Genomic DNA, 23,103 nt, shown 5'->3' on the forward strand with positions numbered 1-23,103 from the left:
CCATCAGGGGTCAACCCCAGTAATACAGGTTTCGAGTGGGGCGGGCGGGGCTCGAACCCGCGACCAATGGATTATGAGTCCACGGCTCTAACCGACTGAGCTACCGCCCCCGGCACGTCGTGCGCGGCCATCATGGTCGCACATGCCCGCTCAGGCGAAGACCGTCTGGCCCGCCTCGTCGATCTCGTAGAGCTCGGTGCCCTCGGTCACCCGCGCGGCGTCGGAGCCCAGCGACACCAGGATCTTGTTGGCGCCGTTGCGCATCACGTCGAGGGTCAGCTCCAGCGCCTGCTTGGTCGAGAAATGCTTGCGCACCCCGCCCGCGACGTCCTCGCCGATGTTCGACGGCGTCCAGATCAGCGCATCGACGAAGCGCAGCGCGGCCTTGTGCGCGTCGGACAGCCCGTCGGCGCGTTCGAAGTCGGTGATCTGGCTGTAGACATCTTCGGATCCGCCGGCGTCCAACGCGTGGCGTTCGCGCAGCGACTGGCACAACCGGCAGTTGTGGGCGGCCGCCCCGCGCAGCCGCACCACCTCGGTGGTCACCGGATCCAGTGCGCGCATCCGCGCCACCTCGGGCACGAACCCGTTCAACACGAAGTCGATCGGGTCGGTCTGGCCGTCGAAGTCCACCTCGGCGGTGCGCCCCGGCATGCCGAGCCCGAGCGCCTCGCACCCGGCCCAGATGCGCGGCACGAAATCGGCGATGTACATCGTCACCACCGTCCTGAAGGCGTTGGCGCCCCACGCCTCGAGGAATCGGTTGCGCTGGTTGTCGCCGATGCCGGTGACGTCGGTGGAGAACTGTTCGGCGAACGCGACGAGCACCGACTCGGCGTCGCTGTTCTCCGTCGGCACCTCGACCGGCAGCGGCAGCGGCGGCAACGCCAATGTCCGCGCGCAGATCAACCGCATCAGCGTGTCGGCCCGGTCGTCGCCCGAGGACAACGCCACCATCCCGGTCAGTCGGTCAGCCACAGCGGTACGACCCATTCTTGGGATTATTGCGCTTGACTGACCGAGGACATGTGGAAGTCGGGAATCCGCAGCGACGGCATCTGCGCGCGGGGTGCGCTCGGGCCCGGTCGGCGCCCGGGGAACGCCAGGCTGTCGGGCGCGCCGGCCGTCAGCGATACCGCCCCCACAGAGCGGCCGATTCCGAGGCGATGTCCGGATCAGGAGACGAAATCCGCGCTAGACATGCGGCATCGCAACGGAATTCTTAGGATGCCTGCATGTCATCGGCAACGGCGGTCTCCGAACATGGACCCGAGCCCGCCGGCACGGCCGCCGCGCCGCAGATCGAACTGATCGGAGTTCGGAAGGAGTTCGGTGACAGCCGCGCCCCGGTGGTGGCGGTCGAAGGCGCCGACCTGCGCGTCGGCGATGGCGAACTGTTCGCGATCCTCGGCCCGTCGGGTTCTGGTAAGACCACGTTGTTGCGGCTCATCGCAGGGTTCGAGCAACCCACCGCCGGCACCGTCAAACTGGGTGGCGTCGACGTCACCGCGCTGCCACCTGCCCGACGTGACACCAACACCGTCTTCCAGCACTACGCGCTGTTCCCGCACATGACCGTCGCGCAGAACGTGGAGTACGGCTTGCGGGTCCGCGGGGTCGGCAAGGCCGAGCGCAGGCGGCGGGCCGCCGATGCACTGGACCTGGTGCGGCTGGGCGGCCACGCCGCCCGCAAGCCCGCCGAGCTCTCCGGCGGCCAGCAGCAGCGTGTCGCACTGGCCCGTGCTCTGGTAGGTCATCCGCGGGTGCTGCTGCTCGACGAACCTCTGGGCGCCCTCGACCTCAAGCTGCGGGAACAGATGCAGCTCGAACTCAAGGCCATTCAGCGCGAAGTCGGGATCACCTTCGTCATCGTCACCCACGATCAGGACGAGGCGCTGACCCTGTGCGATCGGCTGGTGGTTCTCAACGACGGCCGAATCGAGCAGATCGGCGCGGCCCGCGACGTCTACGAGAATCCGGTCAACCGGTTCGTCGCGGACTTCGTGGGCAGCTCGAACGTGCTCGACGGCGACGTCGCCGCGGCGGTCGTGGGCCGCCGGGGCACCTTCGCGATCCGCCCGGAGCGCATCGAGGTCCTCGCCGAGGGCACCGCACCGCCCGCGGGACATCACAGCATCGGCGCGACGGTCGCCGAGATCGTCTACTCGGGTCCCACCACCCGGGTCGCGGCAACGGTCGCGGGCCTCGACAACCTCCCGGAACCGGTGACGCTCACCGCGACCCTGCTCTCCGCCGAGGCGTCCACCGGTCTCGCACACGCCGCCCCCATCGTCCTGACGTGGCCCGACACCGCGGTCCGCGACCTGACCAGCTGACACCGCACCTGCTAACCCGAGGAGTCCTCATGACACATCCCTATCGTCGCCTGGGGGTCGCGCTCGCCGCCGGCGCGCTGCTGCTCGCCGGGTGTTCCGGCTCCGGTGACTCCGGTCGCGCCGAGAAGCCGCCCACGATGGACGCGGCCACGTCGGTGGGCGACGGTGAAGGTGAGCTGAATCTGATCGCCTGGCCCGGATATGCGGAGAACGGCTCCAACGACCCGGAAGTGGACTGGGTGACGCCGTTCGAGAACGACACGGGGTGCAAGGTCAACGTCAAGATCGGCAACACCTCCGACGAGATGGTGCAACTCATGCGCACCGGCCAGTACGACGGGGTGTCGGCCTCCGGTGACGCGACTCTGCGGCTGATCTACGCCGGAGACGTGGCGCCGGTGAACACCGACCTGGTGCCCAACTACGCCACGGTCGTGCCGTTCCTGAAAGACAAGCCGTGGAACTCGGTCGACGGGCAGATGTACGGCGTGCCGCACGGCTGGGGCGCCAATCTGCTGATGTACAACGCCGACGTCGTCTCCCCCGCGCCGGACTCGTGGGGCGCGGTGTTTCCCGGCTCGCCCGAGCTGAAGGGCAAGGTCACCGCCTACGACTCACCGATTTACATCGCCGACGCCGCGCTGTACCTGTCGAAGACCAAGCCCGAACTGGGAATCGAGGACCCGTACTCGCTGACGCCCGAACAGCTCGATGCCGCGGCCGACCTGCTCAAGGAGCAGAAGGAGAACATCGGCGAGTACTGGTCGGACTACACCAAGGAGGTGCAGGCGTTCGAGTCCGGCACCACGGTCATCGGCACGAGCTGGCAGGTGATCGCGAACACCATCGAGGCCGACAACAAGGTGAAGATCGGCACCGTGCTGCCCACGGAGGGCTCGACGGGCTGGTCGGACACCTGGATGCTGTCGTCGAAGGCCGCACATCCCAACTGCATGTACAAGTGGATGGACTACATCATCTCGCCGGAGGCCAACGCGCAGGTCGCCGAGTACTTCGGTGAGGCTCCCGCGCAGACGAAGTCGTGCGACCTGACGGCCGACAAGGCGCACTGCGCCACCTATCACGCCACCGACGAGGACTACGCCGCGCAGATCCACTACTGGACCACCCCGCAGACCCAGTGCGTCGACGGCAGCGGCGACGGCTGCACCAGTTACGACCAGTGGGTCGACAAGTGGCAGGAGATCAAGGGCTGATGCCGGCTGCCCCGCGGCTGCGGGACAAGGCCGCACTGGCGTTCCTGCTGGTCCCGCCGCTGGCGTGGTTGGTCATCGCCTACCTCGGATCGCTTGCGGTGCTGCTGGTTTCGGCGTTCTGGCGAACCAACAGCTTCACCGGCGCGGTGGTGCGCACCGTCACGCTGGACAACTTCGCTCGAGTGCTGACCGAGGAAGTGTTCCGCGTGACGACGGTGCGCACCGTCGGGGTGGCGATCACCGTCACCGTGGTGTGCGCGGTGCTGGCGGTTCCCCTTGCGCTGTACATGGCCAAGTTCGCCTCGCCGACCATGCAGATCGTGCTGGTCGTCGCCGTCACCACCCCGCTGTGGGCCAGCTATCTCGTCAAGGCCTACGCGTGGCGGATGCTGCTCTCACCGGAGGGGCCGTTGTCGTGGGCCACCGGGTATTCGCCGGGCTACGGCCTGGTGGCGACGGTGGTGACACTGACCTATCTGTGGTTGCCCTACATGGTGATACCGGTGTTCGCGGCGTTTCAGCGGGTGCCCGACGCGCTGGTGGACGCGAGTTCGGATCTCGGCGCGTCGGACCTGACGACGATGCGGCTGATCGTGGCACCGATGGTGTTTCCCGGTATCGCGGCGGGGTCGATCTTCACGTTCTCCCTGTCCCTGGGTGACTACATCGCCGTGACGATCGTGGGCGGCAAGACCCAGCTTCTGGGCAACGTCATCTACGGCCAGCTGGTCACGGCGAACAACCAGCCCATGGCCGCGGCGTTGTCGGTGATCCCGCTGGTCGCCATCGTCGGTTATCTGGTGGCGATGCGCCGCACCGGCGCGCTGGAGAACGTCTGATGCGCTCGTCGGGATTGCGCGCTGGAACCCGCGCGTTCACCTTGCTGGTCTTGGTGTTCATCTATGCTCCGCTGGCGCTGGTGGTGGTCAACGCCTTCAACGCCTCGAAGACATTCGCTTTTCCCCCCACGGGTTTCACGCTGCAGTGGTGGCGCACCGCGCTGCACAGCGAGGGCATGTGGACGGCTCTGGGCAACTCGGTGGTGGTCGGGCTCGGCGCCACGGCGATCGCGCTGGTTCTCGGCACGATGGTGGCTTTCGCGGTGCAGCGCCACGACTTCTTCGGGCGGCAGACGGTCAATCTGCTCGTCATCCTGCCGATCACCCTGCCCGGCATCGTCACCGGTATCGCCCTCAACGCGACGTTCACCTCGGCGCTGGGCATCACACTGGGCATGGCGACGGTGATCATCGGCCACGCCACATTCTGCATCGTGATCGTGTTCAACAACACCCAGGCCCGGTTGCGCCGACTCGGAACGAGCTTGGAAGACGCCTCGGCCGACCTGGGGGCCTCGCCCTGGCAGACGTTTCGTTTCGTGACGCTGCCGATGATGCGCGGCGCGATGGTCGCCGGGGCGATCCTGGCATTCGCGCTGAGTTTCGACGAGATCGTCGTCACGACCTTCACGGCCGGCCCGGCAGTGCAGACACTGCCGATCTGGATCTTCGGGAACCTGTTCCGGCCCAACCAAGCTCCGGTGATCAACGTCGTGGCTGCGGCACTGACCATCGTGGCGATCATCCCGGTGTGGTTGACGCAGCGCATCGGTGGTGATCCGACCGCCCGGGTCTGAGCGCGCGAGTGCTCACGTGCGCTGCCGTCATGTTCTTCGCGAGGGACTACCCCACTGGTCACACCGCAGGCTGCTCGACAACTGTCACCTCGGTCGGCCAGCCACAGCCAGACGCCCAGTCCTGAACTAGTGCGCTTGACTGACCGAGGACATGTGGAAGTCGGGAATCCGCAGCGACGGCATCTGCGCGCGGGTGGCCCAGTCGCCCCATTCGCGGGGCAGCGTGACCTCGCTGACGCCGGCTTCGCCGGCGCGGCGCAGCAGGTCCAGCGGGCTTTCGTTGAACCGGAAGTTGTTGACCGCCGCGGTGACCTGTCCGTCCTCGACGAGATACACCCCGTCGCGGGTGAGCCCCGTCAACAGCAGCACCGACGGGTCGACGGTGCGGATGTACCACAGGGTCGTCAGCAGCAGGCCGCGTTCGGTGCGGGCCACCATGTCGGCGAGCGACGCCGTCCCACCCGTCATGAGCAGGTTGTCGGCGCCGACGGCCACCGGCGCGTCGAATTCGGCGGCCGCCGCGCGCGGATAGGCCAGCGCGTTGATCGCGCCGTCGCGGATCCAGTCCACCCGCTCGATGGGCATGCCGTTGTCGAACACCGACGCGCGTTCCGACGAGCCCGACACCGCCACGAACGGGGTGCACTGCAGCCCGGGGGCATGCGGGTCGGAGTACAGCGTCAGCGGCAGCGACGTGAGCTTCTCCCCCACCCGGGTGCCGCCGCCCGGCGCGGACAGTGCGGTCCGTCCCTCCTGTGCGCCGCGCCCGCCCATCGTCCACGACAGGTAGATCATCATGTCGGCCACCGTCGAGGGCGGCATGATCGTCTCGTAGCGGCCGGCGGGCAACTCCACGCTGCGCTGCGCCCACGACAACCGGGTCGCGAGATCCTCGAGCATGGCATCGGTGGGCACGTCGACGAAGTCGGCTGTGCTGACCCCGGCCCACGCGCTGGCGCCGTCGCGCTTGGCGTTGATCTCCACCGATCCGGTGGGCTGGGTGAACCGGCGCCGCAGCCCGGTCGAGGTGGCCACGAAGGTGGTCTCCACCACGTGGCGGGCGTAGCCGAAAAGTGTTTCCCGGCCGGCGAACCCACGCGTCAGCGCGTCGGCGACCCCGCCGAAGGCGTCGACGCCGGTGCGCGGGCTCGGTGCGTCCCAGTCGGTGGGTGCGGCGTCGGGGGGCAGCGCCGGAGCGCTGTCACGCGCGGGCGAAGCCGCCGCCGCGGCCGCCTGCGAGGCGACGACCAGGTCCATCAGGACCGAGGGGGCGACCGCGCTGGAGCGCACCGAACCGACGTAGGCCTGTCCGTCGCGCCGCACGATCGAGATGACGGTGGTGGTGCGGCTCGTCGACTCCCCGTTGGTGGTCATGGTGTTGTTGGCCCACCGCAGCGCCGCATCGATGCGGTCGGTCACCAGCACGATGGTCTCGTCGGCCCTGCCACGCCGGCGCGCCTCGGCCAGCACGATGTCGACGACTTGTTGTGCACCGATCACCGGTCACCGCCCGCTTTCTTCGCGCGTGTTGAGCACGTTGATGCCCCGGAACAACGCCGACGGGCAACCGTGGCTGACCGCAGCCACCTGGCCGGGTTGGGCCTTGCCGCAGTTGAACGCGCCTCCCAGTCGCCACGTCGATGGCCCGCCGACGGCTTCCAGTGCGCCCCAGAAGTCGGTGGTGGTCGCCTGATAGGCGACGTCGCGCACTTGCCCGTCGAGGCGGCCGTCGCGGATGCGGAAGAACCGTTGCCCGGTGAACTGGAAGTTGTAGCGCTGCATGTCGATCGACCAGCTCTTGTCGCCGACGATGTAGATACCGTCGGACACCCGGGCGATCAGATCGTCGGTGCTCACCTCGTCGGGGCTGGGCTGCAGCGACACATTGGCCATCCGCTGGATCGGGACATGGTGTGCCGAGTCGGCGTAGGAGCATCCGTTGGAGCGGGGCTCACCGAGCCGCGGCGCGAAGACCCGGTCGAGTTGATACCCGACGAACATCCCGTCGCGGACCAGATCCCAGCTCTGCGCGGCGACGCCCTCGTCGTCGAAACCGATTGTCGCCAGCCCGTGCTCGACGGTCCGGTCAGCAGTGACGTTCATCACCGGAGACCCATAGCGCATGGTGCCCAGCTTGTCCGGGGTGGCGAACGACGTTCCGGCGTAGGCGGCTTCATAGCCGATGGCGCGGTCGTACTCGGTGGCGTGCCCGATCGACTCGTGGATGGTCAACCACAGATTCGTCGGGTCGATGACCAGGTCGGTGGGCCCGGCCACCACGCTGGGCGCCTTGACTTTCTCCGCCAGCAGCGACGGCAATTCGGCCAGCTCGGCCGTCCAGTCCCAGACCTCGTCGCCCGACACGGCCTCCCATCCGCGGGCCGTCGGCGGCGCCAGGGTGCGCATGGTCTCGAACGTCCCCGCCGACGCGTCGACCGCGACGGCCTCCAGGCTCGGCAGCACCCGTACCCGCTGCTGGGTGATCGTCGACCCGAACGTGTCGGCGTAGAACGTCTGCTCCTTGGCCGCGTGCACAGCAGCCGACACGTGATCGACCCCGTCGGAAGCCAGCAGCCGCTCGGAGTAGTCCTCGAGCACGCCGATCTTGTCCGCAGCGGGCACCGTGAACGGGTCGACCCGAAATGGCGAGGCCCAGAACACGTCACGGTAGACCGGCTCGGGCGCCAGCTCGATGTGTTCGGCGTTCAATCTCCCCAGCGTGCGGGCCACCCGTACCGCGCGGCGCGCGGTGTCGGCGGCCGCCCCGGTGTCCAGCTGCGCGTGTGACGCGAAACCCCAGGTGCCGTCGACGATGACGCGCACCGCCAGACCGATCTCGTAGTCGGTGACCGCGGTTTCCAGCGCGCCGTCGCGCAGCGCCACCGTCTCGGTGGTGATGGCATGGATGCGCAGATCGGCATAGCTCGCGCCGGCCTGCGTCGCGGCGGTGAGCGCGGCGTCGGCCAGCGCGTGGCGCGGAAGCGCGAGGAAGTCGGTGTCGATTCGTCGGGGCCCCGTCACACCTTCACCGTAACGGCTGCCGGTGCGGTCAGCGGCGGGTGCCGCTGGTGCCGAGAATGGTGAGCTCGAGCGCCAGGGCGGTCCCGCACACCGCGACGACCACCGCGAAGGCCACCCAGTCGCGGGTCTTCGGTCGCGACGGCGCCGCAGAGAACTGGCCGGCGCCACCGCGGGCGGTGATGGCGTCACCCATCTCGTCGGCGCGGCGCAGCGCGACGGTGATGGCGGCGGCCAGCAGATCGATCAGTTCGGTCGCCCATCGGCGCAGCCGGTTTCGCCTGTCACCGTCGACGTCGCGGGGCCGCAGCCGCCGCGCGGCGTAGAGCACCCGGAACTCGTCGAGCAGCATCGGAAACGCCCTCAGCGCCAACGCCAGTGCGACTGCCCAGTCGGCGACGGGGATGCGCAGTGCTCGCAGCGGCCGGCCCAGGGTGGCCACCGCGGGCGCCACCTCGGCGACGTTGGTGGTCCACGACACCATTGCGCCCAGGCCCAGCAGCACGATGGACAGCGCGGTCACGCGCAGGAAGTACAGCAACCCGCCCAGCCCGACATCGACCGAGCCGAGCGAGAGCACCGGGCTGCCGCCACCCAGCGCCGCGGTCAGCGCACCCAGCGCCAGCAGCACCCACAGCACGCGCGGGATCGTGGGCAGTACCCCGCGCGGGATCCGGGCCAGCATCGCGGCGACGGCGATCAGCAGTGCCACCGCACCGATCGGCACCCAGCCGGGATAGAACGTCAGCAGCACCCCGATCAACGCGACGACGAGCAGCTTCGTGCCGGCCCACAGCTCGTGGATGACGCTGGTGCCGGGCACCGGCCGCAGCAGCACCACCTGCTTGCGGGGTTTGCGTTCGCTCACGACATGCCTCCGGCGGCGGTCGGTGTCGCGGCGAGCACGCCGTTCTCCAGATGCAGGATGCGCGGGCAGAGTTCCTCCAGGCCGGCGAAGTCGTGGGAGATGACCACGACGGTCAACCGCTCGCGTCGGCGCAGGTCAACCAGCAACTGCAACAGGCCCTGTTGGGAGGCGCCGTCGAGGCCGGCCAGGGGTTCGTCGAGGATGAGCGCGCGGGGCTTGCGGGCCAGCAGGCCGGCCAGCACCACGCGCCGCATCTGGCCGCCGCTGAGCTGCTCGATGCGCCGGCTGGCCAGCGTCGGTTCCAGACCGACGGTCCGCAGCGCCTCGGTGACCTTCGCCTGGTCGTACATCGAGAATCCGGCCGTCGACGCGATCTCCAACGCCACGTGGCTGCGCATGAGTTGCAGGCGGGCGGCCTGGAACGAAATCGCCACCGCCCCAACCTGGTCGGACACGGGTCGACCGTCGAGCAGGCAGCTACCCGACGCCGGTTCGAGCAGGCCGGCCATGATCCAGGCCAGAGTGGACTTGCCCGACCCGTTGAGCCCGTGGATCAGCACGCCGTCACCTTCGTGTACGGCGAAGTCGATGTCCCGCAACGCCGTCTGCGCCCACGGGGTGCCCAGGCCGTATTCGTGGCTGACGCCGTTGAGTTCCAGCACGGGGGCGCCGCGGGGCGCGTCGTCGTCGGCCGTGGCGGGGTGCACGTCGGCCGTTTCCACCATCGGCATGTCAGCGGTGTTGTCGGCGATCCCCCTGCCGGTGAGATTGACGGTGCGGTCGGCGGCCTCGGCCTCGTTGTTGTAGTGCGTGATGTGCACCAGCGAGGTGCGGTGGTTGCGGGTGAGCCCGGACAGCACCGACATCACCGCGTCGCGGCCGTCCTGGTCGACCATGCTGGTCACCTCGTCGGCGATCAACAGCGACGGTTCGCGCGCCAGCGCCCCGGCCACCGCGAGGCGTTGCAGCTCTCCCCCGGACAGCCCGCCGGTGTCCCGTTCGCTGAACCCGTCGAGTCCGACCTCGGCCAGTAACCGGTCCACCTCGATGGTGACCCCGGGGGGCAGGCCCCACACCACGTCGTCGGCGACACGGGTGCCCAGCACCTGGCTCTCCGGGTGCTGCAGGACGACCGCCGTGCCGCCCAGCTTGCCCAGCCCGACCGCGCCCGGGCGCTGCACGGTGCCCGACGTCGGTTCGCGGCCCGACAGCACCAGCATCAGCGTGGTCTTGCCCGATCCGTTGGGACCCGTCACCGCCACGTGCTCGCCGGGCTGCACGTCCAGCGACAGCGGGCCCAGCGCGTCACGGTCCGTGCCCGGATAGCGAAACACGACGTCGCGCAGCTGCAGCGGCACCGGGACCACCGGGCCGGTGTCGGCGGACGGCTCGAGCTTGTGCACGTCGGGCACGCCGAGCAGCCGGGCCAGCACCTTGGACAGCGCCCACCAGCCGACCAGGCTGACCCAGGTGATGGAGAAGACTCCCGCGAGGAAGAACAGCACAGGCCAGTAGTCGAGCACGGTGCCGAAGTCCCGGGTCAGTCGCTCGGCGGCGCCCTGCATGTTCGGGATGCGCTCGAGGATTGCGGCCACCCCGGCGACGTTGGCGGTGACCGACTCGAAGATCAGATGCCGCAGGCGGGCCAGCACGGCCAGGGCCGCCACGATGGCCAGCCCGAACAGTGCACCGGCGACCAGGGCCGCCGCCACCACCGTCGTGGTGCCGCGCCCGCGTCGCTTGACGATTCCGGTGAGTCCGCCGATGTAGGCGCAGTTGACCACCGTCATCAACCCGCCCATGCCGGCGATCAGGAATGCGATGATCCCGCCGGCCACCGTCGCGGTGATCAGCACCCGCAGCCGGTAGCGGTAGGCCAGCAGACCCATCGGGACCGTGCCCAGCAGCGACAGGCCTGCGGCGAACGGCACGACGACGGCGATGATGGCGATCGCGGCGCACAGCGCTGCCATCACCGCGGCGTGGGCGAGTTCCACCGGTCGGAGCGAACCGGTCCGTCGAGGCTCGCTCTTCGGGCCGGGTGACGTCATTTCACGATTCTGCCAGTTGACAGGTGTAGGGCCCGCGGGCCGGTCGGTGCACACTGTTCCGACCTGGGCGGTTCGACATGCATAGCAATTCTATGTAATCATGGTCGCCATGTCGTCGACTCTCGGCGCCGACCTGCTGGCGGTGGTGGCCCGGATCAACCGGCTGGCCAACCAGCGGGTCCGCATGCCCGTGCCGTTCGCGCAGGCGCGGTTGCTGTCCACCATCGAAGACCAGGGCGAAGCCCGCATCTCGGACCTGGCGGCGCTGGACAACTGTTCCCAGCCCACCATGACCACCCAGGTGCGCCGTCTCGAGGACGCCGGACTGGTCACCCGCACCGCCGACCCCGGCGATGCGCGCGCGGTGCTGATCCGGATCACCCCCGCGGGCGTCGATGCGCTTCGCCAGGCCCGCCTGGACCGTGGCGCGGCCATCGACCCGTACCTGGAGCAGCTCAGCGACACCGACCGCGAATGCCTGGCCGAAGCCGTCACGGTGATGCGCCGCCTGCTGCAGGATGCCGGCGCCCCGGTGCCGTCCCGCCGCTGAGGACCTCCCCGCACTGTCGATTTGTTAGGAGAACTTGCTGCCATGTGGCGCCAACCCAAAGCCGTGTGGGCCGTCGCCTTCGCCTCCGTCGTCGCGTTCATGGGCATCGGGCTCGTCGACCCGATCCTCAAACCGATCGCCGACAACCTCAACGCCTCCCCGTCCCAGGTGTCGCTGCTGTTCACCAGCTACATGGCGGTGATGGGGGTGGCGATGCTGATCACCGGTGTGGTCTCCAGCCGCATCGGGCCCAAACGCACGTTGCTGCTCGGCCTGGTGATCATCATCGCCGGCGCCGGGCTGGCCGGCATGAGCGAGACAGTCGGCGAGATCGTCGGTTGGCGCGCCCTGTGGGGGCTGGGCAACGCGCTGTTCATCGCGACCGCGCTGGCCACCATCGTCAGCTCGGCGCGCGGTTCGGTGGCCCAGGCGATCATCCTCTACGAAGCCGCTCTGGGCCTGGGCATCGCCGTCGGGCCGCTCGTGGGCGGCATACTCGGCTCGATCTCGTGGCGCGGCCCGTTCTTCGGGGTGTCGGCGCTGATGACCGTCGCCGTCATCGTCACCGCCCTGCTGCTGCCGGCCACCCCGCGAGCCGAACGGGCCACCACGCTGGCCGACCCGTTCCGCGCGCTGCGCCACCGCGGCCTGCTCGGGGTGGCCGTCACCGCCCTGCTCTACAACTTCGGCTTCTTCACGCTGCTGGCGTTCACCCCGTTCCCGCTCGACATGAGCGCCCAGGGCATCGGGCTGATCTTCTTCGGCTGGGGCATCGCGCTGGCCTTCACCTCGGTGGTGGTCGCGCCGCGGCTGCAGCACCGCTTCGGCACCCTGCGCACGCTGGTGATCAACCTGCTGCTGATGACCGCGACGCTGGCCGCGATGGCGGTGTGGACCGACTCCAAGGCGGTGCTGGGCGGCTGTGTGGTGGTCGCCGGGCTGTTCATCGGCGTGAACAACACGCTGATCACCGAGACCGTGATGAAGGCGGCGCCGATCGAGCGCGGCGTCGCGTCGGCGGCCTACAGCTTCGTGCGGTTCGGCGGCGCGGCGCTGGCCCCGTGGCTGGCCGGGTTGCTCGGCGAACACATCAACGCCCACGTTCCGTTCTGGGTCGGCGCCGCCGCGGTGCTCGCATCGGCCGGCGTGCTGTTTGCCACCCGACCGCACCTGGCCCACATCGACGACGACGAGCCCGCGCTCGACGAACTCACCGATCAGGCCCGCGCGGTCACCGTCGGCAGCGACAGCTGAGCTCCCCCGCGAATCCGGCGCGCTGGAGCACCCCACCGGTGCTTGCGCGCGCCGAATCCGCCCGTCAGGTGACGACGCCGCCGACGAGCAACCCGACCAGATAGGTGGCGGCGATCGCGACCACGCCGAAGGCCAACTGCCGCAACGATGCCCACACCGGATGGCGGCGGGTGAACCGTGCCGCCGACGCTCCGGCGAGCAGCAACCCCGCTCCGCCGAACGCCAGCCCGAGCCACAGCGACTCGTAGCCCAGCAGATAGGGAATCAGCGGGATCACCGCACCGATCGCGAAGAGCACGAACGACGACCCGGCCGCCACCCACGGTGAGGGCTTCTCCCGGGGGTCCACGCCGAGCTCCTGCACCAGGTGGAAATTCAGCGCCTTGGCCTCGTCCCGGTGGATCTCCTCGGTGGCCTTGGCCGCGGTGTCCGGCGCCAGGCCCATGTCGGTGAGCATCGCCTGCAACTCCGCCCGTTCGGCTTGGGGGTTCAGCTTGAACGACTTGCGCTCCACGCGGACCTCGGAGTCGATCTGCTCATTGGCGGTCATCACCGAGGCGTACTCGCCCATCGCCATAGAAAAGGCGCCGGCAAGCAGTCCCGCGACACCGCTGATCACCACGGTGTGCGCGCTGGCCGCGGCGGCCACGCCGGCGATCAGCGCGGTGTTGCTCACCAACCCGTCCATCGCCCCGAACGTCGCCGCGCGCAGCCAGCCGCCGGTGACGTCAGCGTGGTTGTGATCGGCCACATGAGGCCGGCCCGTCGGCGAGACGGGTTCGCTACCCTCAGTGCTCATTGCACGATTGAACGCCACCGCGGTGACCTCGTTGAATTAAGGTTCGCCTTCGGTTCTGCACATCACAGTTTGCGACCCGGTTCGGCGGGCTACCGTCGAGATATGACCACCACGGCGGAACATCTTCGCAACACGTTGGACGGACGCTTCCGGGATGTGAAGAACCGGATGCGCCACGAACTCTCCGATCAGGTGTTCCGGCCGCACTACACGCCGAACACGGTCATCGCCCGCACCAAGGTCGACGAGCAGATGCGGATCATGGCCTCGCGCGGTGCCGCCGAGGACGGCTTCAAGAAGGAGCACGGCGGCAACGGTGACGTCGGCGCCGCGGTGACCCAGATCGAGATGCTGGCGATGAGTGACCTGTCGCTGATGGTCAAGGCCGGGGTGCAATGGGGCCTGTTCGGCGGCGCCATCGAGAACCTCGGCACCGAACGCCACCATCAGGCCTACGTCCAGAAGCTCATCGACCTGGACCTGCTCGGCTGTTTCGCGATGACCGAGACCGGCCATGGCAGTGATGTGCAGGCGCTGGAGACGACGGCGACCTACGATCCGGACAGCCAGGAGTTCGTGATCGACTCGCCCACGCCGACCGCACGCAAGGACTACATCGGCGGCGCCGCGCAAACCGCGCGTGTGGCGGCTGTTTTCGCTCAGCTGATCACCGCCGACGGCACCGGCCACGGCGTGCACTGCTTCGTCGTGCCCATCCGCGACGACGCCGGCAACGACCTGCCCGGCGTGACGACCTCGGACTGCGACTACAAGGGCGGGCTGCCCGGCGTGGACAACGGCCGCATCCAGTTCGACCACGTGCGTGTCCCGCGGGAGAACCTGCTGAACAAATACGCCGACGTCGCACCCGACGGCACCTACACCTCACCGATCGAGAACCCCAACCGCCGGTTCTTCACCATGCTGGGCACCCTGATCCGCGGCCGGGTCACCGTGGGCGGCAGCGCCGGCGCCGCCGCCCGGGTCGGCCTCGACATCGCCACCCGCTATGCACTGCAACGCCGCCAGTTTGCCGCACCGGACGACGACACCGAAGTGCTGCTGATGGACTACCTCGTTCACCAACGGCGGCTGTTCCCGCTGATCGCGAAGTCCTACGCGCTGCAGTTCGCCCAGAACGAGCTGGTCAGCAAGACCCACGAGCTGCAGACCGCCGACGACCCCGACCCGGAGGAACAGCGGGAGCTGGAATCGCGCGCCGCGGGGTTGAAGGCGGCCAACACCTGGCACGCCACCACCGCCATCCAGGAGGCACGCGAGGCGTGCGGCGGCGCCGGCTATCTCGCCGAGAACCGGCTGATCGCGCTGAAGGCGGACACCGACGTGTTCACCACGTTCGAGGGCGACAACCATGTCCTCACCCAGCTGGTCGCCAAGGAGCTGCTGACCGCCTACGCCGATGACATCAAGGGGATGAGCCCCGTCGAGTGGGTGCGCTTCGCGGCCAACTTCGCGAGCGAGCGGGTGATGAAACGCACGGCGGCGCAGACGATCATGCAGACGATCCTGGACAGCCGACAGGACAACGAAGAAGAGGGCAGCCTCTTCAACCGCGGCACCCAGGTGCAGATGTTCGAGGACCGCGAGGAGTACATGCTGGCCTCCGTCGCGCGGCGACTGCAGGCCAAGTCCAAGGAGATGAGCGCCTTCGACGCGTTCAACTCGGTGCAGGACCACGTGCTGCACGCCGCCACGGCCCACATCGACCGGATCATCCTGGAGGCGTTCGTCGCCGGCATCGACGCCTGCGAGGACGACGAGGCCCGCGAGATCCTGGGCATGGTGTGCGACCTGTATGCGCTGTCGGTGATCGAGGGCGACAAGGCGTGGTTCGTCGAACACCGCTTCCTGTCCACCGAGCGCGCCAAGGCGGTCACGCGGGGCATCAACGACCGGTGCCGGCGGCTACGCCCCTACGCCGAGGTGCTCGTCGACGGGTTCGGGATTCCCGAACAGCTGCGCTACGCCGAAATGATGCATCCCGAGAACATCGCAGAGTGAGGGTCCTCACGGACCCGGGATCGGGTCCAGGATCGTCAGCCTGCCGTCCTCGAGGGTGACCCGCGCGGTGCCGATCCCGGTCGGGCAGCACGGCTCGTCGCCACCCTGACGCCACTGGTACTGCACGACGGCGTTGCGCTCGCCCTGCGGGCTGACCGACACATACGGCCGCGGCTCGGGGGTGGGTGAGCCCACCGGTTCACCGTCGGCGAAGAACAGCACCTGCTGTGGGCTGTCGGCGTCGTCACCCGAGTCGACCACCACCCAGAACATCCGGCAGTCGGCGGTGTGCCCGCGCGAACTCTCCTGCCACGGCGCCGGCGGCAGCAGCGCGAATTCGGAAGCCACCGCATCGGCCGTCGGGCCGGGGCCGCAGTCGGCGGTGCTGGTGGGTGGTGCTGCGGGTGGGCTCCACCCGCAGCCGGCGGCCAGCAGACCCGTCGCCAGCAGCACCGCGAAACGTCGCATGGCGGCCAGCTTACGGTCGGAGCCGTCAGCCGCAGCCGCCGCTCCAGGGTTCGGCGCCGCACGGCGGGATCGCGATGACCTCCGGAGAGAACGACGACTTGTCCAGGTGCAGTTCCGAACCGCCGGGCTTGAGCGTCTCCCCTGCCCCGCCGATCTCATAGGTGCTGTCCCTCGGGTAGGTGCCGGCCTGAGCGATGCTCGCCCCGAGCGCGCAGGCGACCGCCAAACCTCCGATCAATGCAGCACTTCTCTTGAACCGCATCGTCCTCGCGTCCCCTTCGATTCCGCGTCACCGTGCGGGCTCAGCGTAACGTCGGCGTGGGCAGACTTCGCGGCGAGACCCGGAGACGGACGGGGTGCACCTCAGCCGCAGCCGCCACCCCAAATCACTGCGCCACAAGGGGCTTCGGCGGTGATCGCCGGAGCGAACGACGCGGTGGCCAGCGTCGTCGGATCCGGTTGCGGCTCGACGGTGCTCCCCACCCCGCCGTCGTGATAGGTACCTCCGGCGGGATAGGTGCCGGCATGCGCGACGTCGACACCCACGCCGATGAGCAGCGCGACCGACCCCACCGCGGCGCCAATGAGCTTGATTTTCATGGAGAGTTCACATTCCGTTCGTCGCGCGGGCGCGAAAGGGGTTGTAGGTCTGGACTATCCACATCGGCGTGGCCACTTCGAGCCTACGTCCGCACCGCCGACGGCCGGTCGCCTCGACAGCGCATTGTCAACGACACCACAGCGCACTTCGAGGGGAACCGGATCTGCGGCGGACCGCCCGGCAGATGGGCGGGATAAAGATGGCTCCCCCGGCTGGACTCGAACCAGCAACCCTTCGGTTAACAGCCGAATGCTCTGCCAATTGAGCTACAGGGGATTGCCCTGCCCGCACTGCTGCGGGCCAGAGAGCACTCTAGCGCACGCCCGCGGCGCATCGCCAATACGCTCCCGGACGGGCGGGCAGCCCCCACGGTGAGGCAGGATGGACAGCGACGCACCGTGCCGCGAGAGACCTCTGGAGGAGCCCTGTGATCGGGTATGTCGCCGTTCTGGCTGTCGGCTATGTGCTGGGCACCAAGGCCGGCAGACAGCGCTACGAGCAGCTCGCAGGCACGTATCGCGCAGTCACCGGCAGCCCGGCCGCCAAATCCGTGATCGACGCGGGGCGACGCAAGATCGCCGAGCGGGTGTCACCCGACCCGGCGTTGGTGGAGCTCACACCGATCGACCCCGGCACCGAGGTGATCGGGCCGGAGTCGACGAAAAGAAGCGGGGAGCGCTAGCCGATGGGCTGGCTGATGGTGGTGCCCGGCAGCAGCGGACCGACGGAGAATCCGAAGCCGTCCTCGCCGAACCCGATCGCCGGGCTGCCGATGCTGACGCCGCTGCCGTTGGAGTAGGACAGGCAGTTGCCGTCCTCCTTGTTGCCGAACCAGGCCAGGCAGGCGGGGCCGGCGGTCACGTCGGTGGCGGCTTCGGGGCTGGTCAGGGCGGAATAGAGCGGCACAGCGACCGCTGCAGCCGCGCAGGCGCCCGCGATCAACCGCATCTTGTTGGTCCGAATGGTGTCCACCAGCATCACGAGCTCGCCTTCTCCCCGACGGATTGCAGCCACAACCATAACCCGGGTATCGCTGTCATGCAGTCAGGTCGTTACCGCTGGCCTGTTCGAGCAGGCTGCGGCGGTAGGCCTCCATCGCCACCAGGTCGCCGAACAGGGCGTGATACTCATCGCCCTGCTCCACCGGTGACATCCGCTGCAACTTGGACTTCACCTCGGCGATCTGGCGGCCGATCCACACCTCCTGCAGCCGGGCCAGCACCCCGCCGATGTAGCGCGGCAGCTGCTCGTCATCGGCGTTGATGGCCTCGACGCTGAGCTCGCTGACCAGGTTCACCGCCATCGGCGTGGACACCTGCTGGCCCACCACCTCGATCCAGTGGGCGCCGGTCATCCCCGACGACGTGCCGCCGGCGGACTCGATCGCCGCCCGCACCGCCGCGTAACCCGGGTGGGTGAAGCTCTCGGCGGCCAGCGAGTCGAACACCGGCCCGGCCAGCGCCGGATACTGCAGCGCCGACTTCAACGCCTCCCGCTGCGGCCACAGCGTCGGGTCAGCGGGGTCCGGGCGCGCCGCCGCCGGGTCGACCGGTGCGCGCTGCTCCGCCGGCTGGCGACGGTCCTCGGCAGGGGCACCGCGGCGGCGCGCCCGGTCGGGCATACCGCGCTTTCCGGCCTCCTCGCGCACCCGAGCCAGCACCTGTCCCTCGTCACGCCATCCCGTCCAGCCCGCCAGCCGCCGGGCGTACTCGTCGCGCAGCGCGTAGTCCCTGATCCGAGCGACCAGCGGCACGCTGCGTCGCAGTGCGTCGACCTGCGCCTGCGGGTCGTCGTCCAGGACGTCGTCGGACGGGATCAGACTGCGGATGGCGAACTCGAACATCGGGATGCGGCGCGCCACCAGATCACGCAACGCGTGGTCGCCGGTCTTCAGACGCAGGTCACAGGGGTCCATACCGTCGGCGGCGATCGCGACGAACGACTTGCCCGCCACCTGCTGGTCGCCGTCGAACGCCTTGAGCGCGGCGGCCTGTCCGGCCGAGTCGCCGTCGAAGACGAAGATCAACTCGCCGCGGTACCAGTTGTCGTCCATCATCAGCCGCCGCAGCAGCGCCAGGTGCCCGTCGCCGAACGCCGTGCCGCAGGAGGCGACAGCCGTCGTCTCACCGGACAGGTGCATCGCCATGACGTCGGTGTAGCCCTCGACGACCACCGCACGGTGGGACTTGGCGATGTCGCGTTTGGCCAGATCGAGGCCGAACAGCACCGCGGACTTCTTGTACAGGACGGTCTCGGGGGTGTTGACGTACTTGGCTTCCATCGGGTCGTCGTCGAAGATCCGCCGGGCCCCGAAGCCGATGACCTCGCCGCCGCCCGCCCGGATCGGCCACAACAGCCGGCGATGAAAGCGATCCATCGGGCCGCGCCGCCCCTCCCGGGACAATCCGGCCGCTTCGAGCTCCTTGAATTCGAAACCCTTGCGCAGCAGGTGCTTGGTCAGCGAGTCCCACCCCGACGGGGCGAAGCCGCAGCCGAACCGCGCCGCCGCCTCGGCGTCGAAGTTGCGGTCGATCAAGTACTGCCGGGCCGGGGCGGCCTCCTCGGAGGCCAAGGCCTGGGCGTAGAACTCCTGCGCCGCCGCGTTGGCGGCCAGCAACCGGCTGCGGCTGCCCCGGTCCCGCTGGACGTTGGTGGTCGAGCCGCCCGAGTAGGTGACGGTGTAGCCGACGCGGTCGGCGAGCAGCTCGACGGCCTCGACGAACGTGACGTGTTCGATCTTCTGGAGGAACGCGTACACGTCGCCGCCCTCACCGCACCCGAAGCAGTGGAAGTGCCCGTGGTTGGGCCGGACGTGGAACGACGGCGACTTCTCGTCGTGGAAGGGGCACAACCCCTTGAGTGAATCGGCGCCGGCCCGGCGCAACTGCACGTAGTCGCCGACCACGTCCTCGATGTTGACCCGCTCACGGATGGCGGCGATGTCGCGGTCGGGGATCCTGCCCCGATTCCGAGTCACGTCGCCCGCCACCCGGCCAGTCTAGAGGTCCGCGCGGGTGTGACTACGCGGGTTCCAGCCGTTCCAGGCGCCCTTCGGTGAACGACGCGACCTGGTCGATCACCACCCGCAACCGGCCGGCGTCGTCGGCGGCGGCGTGGTAGTCGGGGGCGAACAACGGATCCAGGGTTGCCGGCGCCCCGGACCGCACGAACTGCACCGCCGCGGCGATCCGATCCCGCTGACGGGCCTGCAGATCGAGATGCCGGGGATCGGACATGATGAACTGCAGCGCCAGGATCTTCAGCACCGCCACCTCGGCGCGCACCACGGTCGGTACCTCCAGGTCGGCGTGGTAGCGCACCAGCCGACCCGCGCCGGCGACGTTGCGGGTCGCCGCGATGGCCGAGGACGCGAATCTGCCGACCAGCTCGCTGGTCAGCGTCTTCAACGCAACCGAGGCCGCCAGCGTGCCGTCGTACTTGCCGACCGCGGCCACCGCCGGCAGTCGCGACAGGCGCTCGGCGGCCTCCACGAGGTCGGCGGCGGCCAGACCGCCGCCCATGCCGTGGGACTGCCCGAGCCGGCCCAGCGCGCCGACCGCGTCGTCGTCGGCCAGCACCCGGAGATCGATACGCCCGGAGATCACCCCGTCCTCGACGTCGTGCACCGAGTAGGCCACGTCGTCGGCCCAGTCCATGATCTGGGCCTCCAGGCACGGCCTGCGATCCGGCGCGTCGCCGCGCACCCAGGCCGCGACCTCGGCGTCGTCGGCGTAGAACCCGAACTTCCCACCCTCGACAGGCCGGTACCAGGGGTACTTCGTCACCGCGTCCAGCGCGGCCCTGGTCAGGTTCAGCCCCGCGCTGCGTTCTTCGCTGTCAAGGACTTTCGGCTCCAGCCGGGTCAGGATGCGAAAGTTCTGCGCATTGCCCTCGAAACCGCCGCAGATCTCGGCGATCTCGTTGAGCGCCCGCTCACCGTTGTGCCCGTAGGGCGGGTGACCGATGTCGTGTGCCAGCCCGGCCAGGTCGACCAGGTCGGGGTCGGCACCCAACCCGACCGCCATACCCCGGCCGATCTGCGCGACCTCCAATGAGTGGGTGAGCCGGGTGCGCGGCGTCTCACTCTGCCGGGGGCCGACCACCTGGGTCTTGTCCGCCAGGCGCCGAAACGCGGCCGAGTGCAGCACCCGGGCCCGGTCCCGGGCGAAATCGGTGCGGTGCTCGGTGTCGGTACCCGGCAGCGCGGCACCCTTGGGCCGCTCGACCACCAGCCGCTGATGGTCGAACTCGACGTAAGGGTCCCGGGCGTCCCGGCGAGACAGATCTGTAGCCACCGCCGGACAGTCTGCCAGGCCATTGACCTTGTCATCGCTGCTGAGGTGTCGGCGGCACTAGATTGGCCCCATGCGTCTCGCCCGCCTGCTGACCGTGCTGCTCGTCGGTCTGCTCACCGCTCTGCTCACCTCCCCGGCCGCCGTGGCCGAACCGCCGTTCCGGCTGCCGACTTATCTGACCGACAACGCCGGAGCGCTGGACGCCGCAGGACAGAGCGAGGTGCAGCAGGCGATCGACCGGCTCTACAACGACAAGCGCATCCGGCTGTGGGTGGTGTTCGTCGAGGACTTCTCCGGCCAGGACGCCCAGTCGTGGGCGCAAACCACGTACCGCCGCAGCGATCTGGGCAGCCAGGACGCGATTCTGGCGGTGGCGACGGTCGACCGCGCCTACGCCTTGCTCGCGCCCACCGACGCGGTGCGCGGTGTCGACGTCGACCAGATCCGCCGCGACGACGTCGAGCCGCTGCTGCGCACCGGGGACTGGGCCGGCGCCGCGGTCGCCGCAGCCGAGGGCCTGGCCGGTGGTGGTTCCGGCGGTGGGGGCTCGGTCAGCTGGGTCGGGGTACTCGTCGCTCTGGCGGTGATCGGGCTGGCACTGGCGATCCTCGTGCTGTGGCAGCGTCGCCGGCGGCGCCAACGGCGGGAGGCCGAATTCGCCGCGGCGCAGCGGGTCGACCCGGCGGATCCCGCCGCGCTGGCCGCGGTGCCCCTCGACGCGCTCGACGATCTGTCCCGCAAGATCGTCGTCGACGTCGACAACGAGGTGCGTACCAGCGAAGGCGAGTTGACCCTGGCCGTCGAGGAATTCGGCGAGCGGGACACCGAGCCGTTCACCCGCGCGGTGACCAACGCGCGCACCACGCTGGCCCAGGCGCTCAACGTCCGGCACATCCTCGACGACGCGGTACCCGAGACCCCGGCGCAGCGTCGTGATCTGCTCACCCGCGTCATCGTCGCCGCCGCCAAGGCCGACCGGGAGCTCGAAGCCCAGCGTGAGGCGTTCGCCCAGATGCGTGACCTGGTGATCAACGCACCGAGTCGGCTGGACATCATGACCCGGCAGATGGTCGACCTGACGGCGCGGACCGCCCCAGCGGAACAGACGCTGGGTCAGCTGAGCACGCAGTTCGCCGAGTCCGCGCTGGTCTCGGTGGCCGACAACGTCGACGAGGCCAGGGAGCGCCTGGCGTTCGCCGACCAGAACATCAGCACCGCGCGCGAGCTGGTGGCGCGACCCGCCGACCGGCAGGGCGGGCTGGTCGACGCCATCCACGCCGCCGAAGCCGCGCTCGGCCAGGCTCGTACGCTCCTGGACGCGGTGGACAGCGCGTCGACGGACATCAATCGCGCCGTGACCGGCCTGCCGGCCCTCATCGCCGACGTGCAGAGTGGGATCAACCAGGCCGGCGCCCAGCTGGCACAGGGCAACGTCGCGGTCGCCACCGAACTGAGCGATGCCAGAGACGCTGCGGTACAGGCGGTCTCGCACGCCCAGAGTGACGGCAACGCCGACCCGCTGGGTGCCTTCACCCGGCTGACCCAGGCCGACGCCGAGCTGGACCGCCTGCTCGAGGAGGTCGCGGAGCAACGTGAGACGACCGAGCGTCTCAGCCGCACCTTCGACCAGGCGCTGTTCAACGCCCAGTCGCGGGTCCGCGGGGTGTCGGACTACATCGACACCCGCCGCGGGGCCATCGGCCCCGAGGCCCGGACCCGGTTGGCCGAGGCGGTGCGTCTGCTGCAGGCGGCGCAGGACAAGCGCGACACCAACCTGAGCGAGGCCATTGCGCACGCCAACGGCGCGGCCAGGTTGGCGGCCCAGGCGCAGTCGCTGGCCAACGCCGACGTCACTGCGGCGCAGCAACACTTCGGCGGTCCGTACGGACGCGGCGGTGGAGGCGGCCAGACCGGCGCGGTGATCGGCGGCATCCTCATCGGCAACCTGCTCTCCGGCGCGCTGCGCGGCGGAGAGCAGGTTGCCGATG

21 protein-coding genes and 2 tRNA genes are annotated in these 23,103 nt (G+C 69.4%); 9 read left to right on the top strand and 14 right to left on the bottom strand.

Annotated features, from left to right (window positions below; translation table 11 throughout):
- Positions 1–36: 36 nt before the first annotated feature.
- Positions 37–110 (bottom strand) — tRNA-Ile (locus tag J3476_RS15055).
- A 40-nt stretch (positions 111–150) separates the two neighbouring features.
- On the bottom strand, positions 151–993 hold the full coding sequence (locus tag J3476_RS15060) for a carboxymuconolactone decarboxylase family protein (RefSeq protein ID WP_207067233.1): 843 nt from the start codon (positions 991–993) through the stop codon (positions 151–153).
- Between the two features lie 242 nt (positions 994–1,235).
- Between J3476_RS15060 and J3476_RS15065 the strand changes: the two genes are divergently transcribed.
- From J3476_RS15065 to J3476_RS15080, 4 genes are read left to right on the top strand one after another with little or no spacing between them, the layout of a single operon-like run.
- Complete coding sequence (locus tag J3476_RS15065; RefSeq protein ID WP_207067234.1) at positions 1,236–2,336, top strand: ABC transporter ATP-binding protein; 1,101 nt, start codon at positions 1,236–1,238, stop codon at positions 2,334–2,336.
- Between the two features lie 29 nt (positions 2,337–2,365).
- Complete coding sequence (locus J3476_RS15070; protein ID WP_207067235.1) at positions 2,366–3,553, top strand: ABC transporter substrate-binding protein; 1,188 nt, start codon at positions 2,366–2,368, stop codon at positions 3,551–3,553.
- Positions 3,553–4,392, top strand: a complete 840-nt coding sequence (locus J3476_RS15075; protein WP_207067236.1) for an ABC transporter permease — start codon at positions 3,553–3,555, stop codon at positions 4,390–4,392. Before J3476_RS15070 ends, J3476_RS15075 begins: the two co-directional genes overlap by 1 nt.
- Complete coding sequence (locus J3476_RS15080) at positions 4,392–5,189, top strand: ABC transporter permease (protein ID WP_207067237.1); 798 nt, start codon at positions 4,392–4,394, stop codon at positions 5,187–5,189. The genes J3476_RS15075 and J3476_RS15080 overlap by 1 nt, the downstream gene beginning before the upstream one ends.
- A gap of 126 nt (positions 5,190–5,315) precedes the next feature.
- Here J3476_RS15080 and J3476_RS15085 read toward each other — a convergent pair whose 3' ends face one another.
- Genes J3476_RS15085 through J3476_RS15100 form a run of 4 tightly spaced genes read right to left on the bottom strand, consistent with a single transcriptional unit; the run spans position 5,316 to position 11,126 of the window.
- Positions 5,316–6,689, bottom strand: coding sequence for a metallopeptidase TldD-related protein (locus tag J3476_RS15085; protein WP_207067238.1), 1,374 nt, complete (start codon positions 6,687–6,689; stop codon positions 5,316–5,318).
- A 3-nt stretch (positions 6,690–6,692) separates the two neighbouring features.
- Positions 6,693–8,210 carry a TldD/PmbA family protein gene (locus tag J3476_RS15090; RefSeq protein ID WP_207067239.1) on the bottom strand — a complete coding sequence of 506 codons (1,518 nt, stop codon included), beginning with the start codon at positions 8,208–8,210 and terminating at the stop codon, positions 6,693–6,695.
- Between the two features lie 28 nt (positions 8,211–8,238).
- Positions 8,239–9,075 carry an energy-coupling factor transporter transmembrane protein EcfT gene (locus J3476_RS15095; protein ID WP_283616998.1) on the bottom strand — a complete coding sequence of 279 codons (837 nt, stop codon included), beginning with the start codon at positions 9,073–9,075 and terminating at the stop codon, positions 8,239–8,241.
- Entirely contained in the window at positions 9,072–11,126 is a 2,055-nt protein-coding gene (locus tag J3476_RS15100) for an ABC transporter ATP-binding protein (RefSeq protein ID WP_207067240.1), read from the bottom strand. Before J3476_RS15100 ends, J3476_RS15095 begins: the two co-directional genes overlap by 4 nt.
- Before the next feature lie 109 nt (positions 11,127–11,235).
- On the opposite strand from J3476_RS15100, the gene J3476_RS15105 reads away from it, so the two are divergent.
- Both J3476_RS15105 and J3476_RS15110 read left to right on the top strand, forming a co-directional pair.
- The gene (locus J3476_RS15105; protein ID WP_152517743.1) at positions 11,236–11,676 is read left to right on the top strand and encodes a MarR family winged helix-turn-helix transcriptional regulator; all 441 of its coding nucleotides are present in this window, start codon (positions 11,236–11,238) and stop codon (positions 11,674–11,676) included.
- Between the two features lie 42 nt (positions 11,677–11,718).
- Positions 11,719–12,930 (top strand): MFS transporter, encoded by a 1,212-nt coding sequence (locus J3476_RS15110; RefSeq protein ID WP_207067241.1) that lies wholly within the window; start codon positions 11,719–11,721, stop codon positions 12,928–12,930.
- A gap of 64 nt (positions 12,931–12,994) precedes the next feature.
- Here the strand turns inward: J3476_RS15110 and J3476_RS15115 are convergent, their stop codons facing one another.
- Complete coding sequence (locus J3476_RS15115; protein ID WP_207067242.1) at positions 12,995–13,729, bottom strand: VIT1/CCC1 transporter family protein; 735 nt, start codon at positions 13,727–13,729, stop codon at positions 12,995–12,997.
- A 102-nt stretch (positions 13,730–13,831) separates the two neighbouring features.
- On the opposite strand from J3476_RS15115, the gene J3476_RS15120 reads away from it, so the two are divergent.
- A complete protein-coding gene (locus tag J3476_RS15120; protein ID WP_207067243.1) occupies positions 13,832–15,751 on the top strand; it encodes an acyl-CoA dehydrogenase in 1,920 nt (639 codons plus the stop codon).
- 6 nt (positions 15,752–15,757) lie between these two features.
- Here J3476_RS15120 and J3476_RS15125 read toward each other — a convergent pair whose 3' ends face one another.
- The 4 genes from J3476_RS15125 to J3476_RS15140 all read right to left on the bottom strand — a co-directional run bounded on the left by J3476_RS15125 (position 15,758) and on the right by J3476_RS15140 (position 17,096).
- Entirely contained in the window at positions 15,758–16,219 is a 462-nt protein-coding gene (locus J3476_RS15125; RefSeq protein WP_207067244.1) for an LppP/LprE family lipoprotein, read from the bottom strand.
- Positions 16,220–16,244: 25 nt separating this feature from the next.
- A complete protein-coding gene (locus tag J3476_RS15130; RefSeq protein WP_207067245.1) occupies positions 16,245–16,481 on the bottom strand; it encodes a hypothetical protein in 237 nt (78 codons plus the stop codon).
- A gap of 101 nt (positions 16,482–16,582) precedes the next feature.
- Positions 16,583–16,819 carry a hypothetical protein gene (locus tag J3476_RS15135; RefSeq protein WP_207067246.1) on the bottom strand — a complete coding sequence of 79 codons (237 nt, stop codon included), beginning with the start codon at positions 16,817–16,819 and terminating at the stop codon, positions 16,583–16,585.
- A gap of 201 nt (positions 16,820–17,020) precedes the next feature.
- Positions 17,021–17,096: transfer RNA gene (locus J3476_RS15140), tRNA-Asn, on the bottom strand.
- A gap of 151 nt (positions 17,097–17,247) precedes the next feature.
- Between J3476_RS15140 and J3476_RS15145 the strand changes: the two genes are divergently transcribed.
- Positions 17,248–17,502 carry a hypothetical protein gene (locus J3476_RS15145; RefSeq protein ID WP_207067247.1) on the top strand — a complete coding sequence of 85 codons (255 nt, stop codon included), beginning with the start codon at positions 17,248–17,250 and terminating at the stop codon, positions 17,500–17,502.
- Here J3476_RS15145 and J3476_RS15150 read toward each other — a convergent pair.
- Genes J3476_RS15150 through J3476_RS15160 form a run of 3 tightly spaced genes read right to left on the bottom strand, consistent with a single transcriptional unit; the run spans position 17,499 to position 21,115 of the window.
- Positions 17,499–17,840, bottom strand: a complete 342-nt coding sequence (locus J3476_RS15150) for a hypothetical protein (RefSeq protein WP_373889068.1) — start codon at positions 17,838–17,840, stop codon at positions 17,499–17,501. The genes J3476_RS15145 and J3476_RS15150 overlap by 4 nt on opposite strands.
- 16 nt (positions 17,841–17,856) lie before the next feature.
- Positions 17,857–19,797, bottom strand: a complete 1,941-nt coding sequence (gene dnaG / locus J3476_RS15155; protein ID WP_207067251.1) for a DNA primase — start codon at positions 19,795–19,797, stop codon at positions 17,857–17,859.
- Between the two features lie 43 nt (positions 19,798–19,840).
- Positions 19,841–21,115 carry a deoxyguanosinetriphosphate triphosphohydrolase gene (locus J3476_RS15160; protein WP_373889069.1) on the bottom strand — a complete coding sequence of 425 codons (1,275 nt, stop codon included), beginning with the start codon at positions 21,113–21,115 and terminating at the stop codon, positions 19,841–19,843.
- Between the two features lie 70 nt (positions 21,116–21,185).
- Between J3476_RS15160 and J3476_RS15165 the strand changes: the two genes are divergently transcribed.
- A partial coding sequence (locus J3476_RS15165) for a TPM domain-containing protein (RefSeq protein WP_207067248.1) occupies positions 21,186–23,103 on the top strand: 1,918 nt, incomplete at its 3' end.

Origin of the sequence: Mycobacterium sp. PO1 (genome assembly GCF_017312405.1) — a bacterium.
Taxonomy (GTDB): Bacteria; Actinomycetota; Actinomycetes; order Mycobacteriales; family Mycobacteriaceae; genus Mycobacterium.

Coding starts and splice junctions, on each gene's coding strand:
- J3476_RS15060 (WP_207067233.1), bottom strand. CDS start 993: ATGGGTCGTACCGCTGTGGCTGACCGACTGACCGGGATGGTGGCGTTG.
- J3476_RS15065 (WP_207067234.1), top strand. CDS start 1,236: ATGTCATCGGCAACGGCGGTCTCCGAACATGGACCCGAGCCCGCCGGC.
- J3476_RS15070 (WP_207067235.1), top strand. CDS start 2,366: ATGACACATCCCTATCGTCGCCTGGGGGTCGCGCTCGCCGCCGGCGCG.
- J3476_RS15075 (WP_207067236.1), top strand. CDS start 3,553: ATGCCGGCTGCCCCGCGGCTGCGGGACAAGGCCGCACTGGCGTTCCTG.
- J3476_RS15080 (WP_207067237.1), top strand. CDS start 4,392: ATGCGCTCGTCGGGATTGCGCGCTGGAACCCGCGCGTTCACCTTGCTG.
- J3476_RS15100 (WP_207067240.1), bottom strand. CDS start 11,126: ATGACGTCACCCGGCCCGAAGAGCGAGCCTCGACGGACCGGTTCGCTC.
- J3476_RS15105 (WP_152517743.1), top strand. CDS start 11,236: ATGTCGTCGACTCTCGGCGCCGACCTGCTGGCGGTGGTGGCCCGGATC.
- J3476_RS15110 (WP_207067241.1), top strand. CDS start 11,719: ATGTGGCGCCAACCCAAAGCCGTGTGGGCCGTCGCCTTCGCCTCCGTC.
- J3476_RS15115 (WP_207067242.1), bottom strand. CDS start 13,729: ATGAGCACTGAGGGTAGCGAACCCGTCTCGCCGACGGGCCGGCCTCAT.
- J3476_RS15120 (WP_207067243.1), top strand. CDS start 13,832: ATGACCACCACGGCGGAACATCTTCGCAACACGTTGGACGGACGCTTC.
- J3476_RS15125 (WP_207067244.1), bottom strand. CDS start 16,219: ATGCGACGTTTCGCGGTGCTGCTGGCGACGGGTCTGCTGGCCGCCGGC.
- J3476_RS15130 (WP_207067245.1), bottom strand. CDS start 16,481: ATGCGGTTCAAGAGAAGTGCTGCATTGATCGGAGGTTTGGCGGTCGCC.
- J3476_RS15135 (WP_207067246.1), bottom strand. CDS start 16,819: ATGAAAATCAAGCTCATTGGCGCCGCGGTGGGGTCGGTCGCGCTGCTC.
- J3476_RS15150 (WP_373889068.1), bottom strand. CDS start 17,840: ATGGTTGTGGCTGCAATCCGTCGGGGAGAAGGCGAGCTCGTGATGCTG.